1 protein-coding gene is annotated in these 985 nt (G+C 65.6%); it reads right to left on the bottom strand.

The window, feature by feature from the left end; genetic code table 11:
• Positions 1-985, bottom strand: a 985-nt coding sequence (locus tag AC5Y7D_RS30855) for an acyltransferase domain-containing protein (protein WP_499929979.1), incomplete at both ends; no start/stop codon positions are given.

The following is a 985-nucleotide window of genomic DNA, read 5'->3' as shown; positions in this document are numbered from 1 at the left end:
CATGCGCGCGCCCCAACAACCCCATCACCGACTCAGGCTCAGACCCCGCTGCACGCAACGCCGCAACACACAACACCTCGTTGCCGCTACCGCGCTCAGCCACACACTGAGCCACCATCGCGCTGAGCGGCCCCGAGGGACCAAGCTCCAAAAACCGGCTCACCCCCGCACCGGCCAAGAACTCCACCCCATCCATGAACCGCACCGCCTCGCGGGCATGACGCACCCAATACCCGACAGAACCCAACTCCTGAGCCGTGGCCACCGTGCCCGTCAGATTCGACACCACCGCAACCCGCGGCTCCCCGAAAGACACCCCCTGCAATACCGCGGCGAACTCCTCCAACATCGGCTCCATCCGCGCCGAATGAAACGCATGACTGACCTTCAACCGAGTAGCTTTGCGGCCCTCCCACAACCCGATCCACTCATCAATAGCCGCCGCATCCCCCGAGACCACCGTCGAGGCCGGAGCATTGACCCCCGCCACACACAACCGGCCCTCATACCCCACCAGCGAGGCACGCACCTCCTGCTCACCGGCAGCCACCGCCACCATCGCCCCACCACCAGGCAACGCACCCATCAACCGACCCCGCGCCGCCACCACCACACACGCATCCGCCAGCGACAACACCCCCGCCACATACGCCGCCACCAACTCACCCACCGAATGCCCAATCAAGAAATCCGGGACCACCCCCCACGACTCCACCAACCGATACAACGCCACCTCCACCGCAAACACCGCCGGCTGAGTAAACGTCGACTGATCCAACAACCCCGCCTCCGAAGACCCCGCGGGCGCGAACAACACCTCCTTCAACGACCGCCCCAACAACGGATCCAACTGCGCACACACCACATCAATCGCCTCGGCGAACACCGGATAACACCCATACAACTGCGCCCCCACACCCGCCCGCTGCGCCCCCTGCCCGGGAAACACAAACGCCGTCTTTCCCGGCACCGCCCGGCCAGTCAG

The sequence above is a fragment of the Mycobacterium sp. NGS49 genome (genome assembly GCF_059812565.1).
Note: the sequence above shows the minus strand (reverse complement) of the source record. Positions and strands in the feature narration are given on the sequence as shown.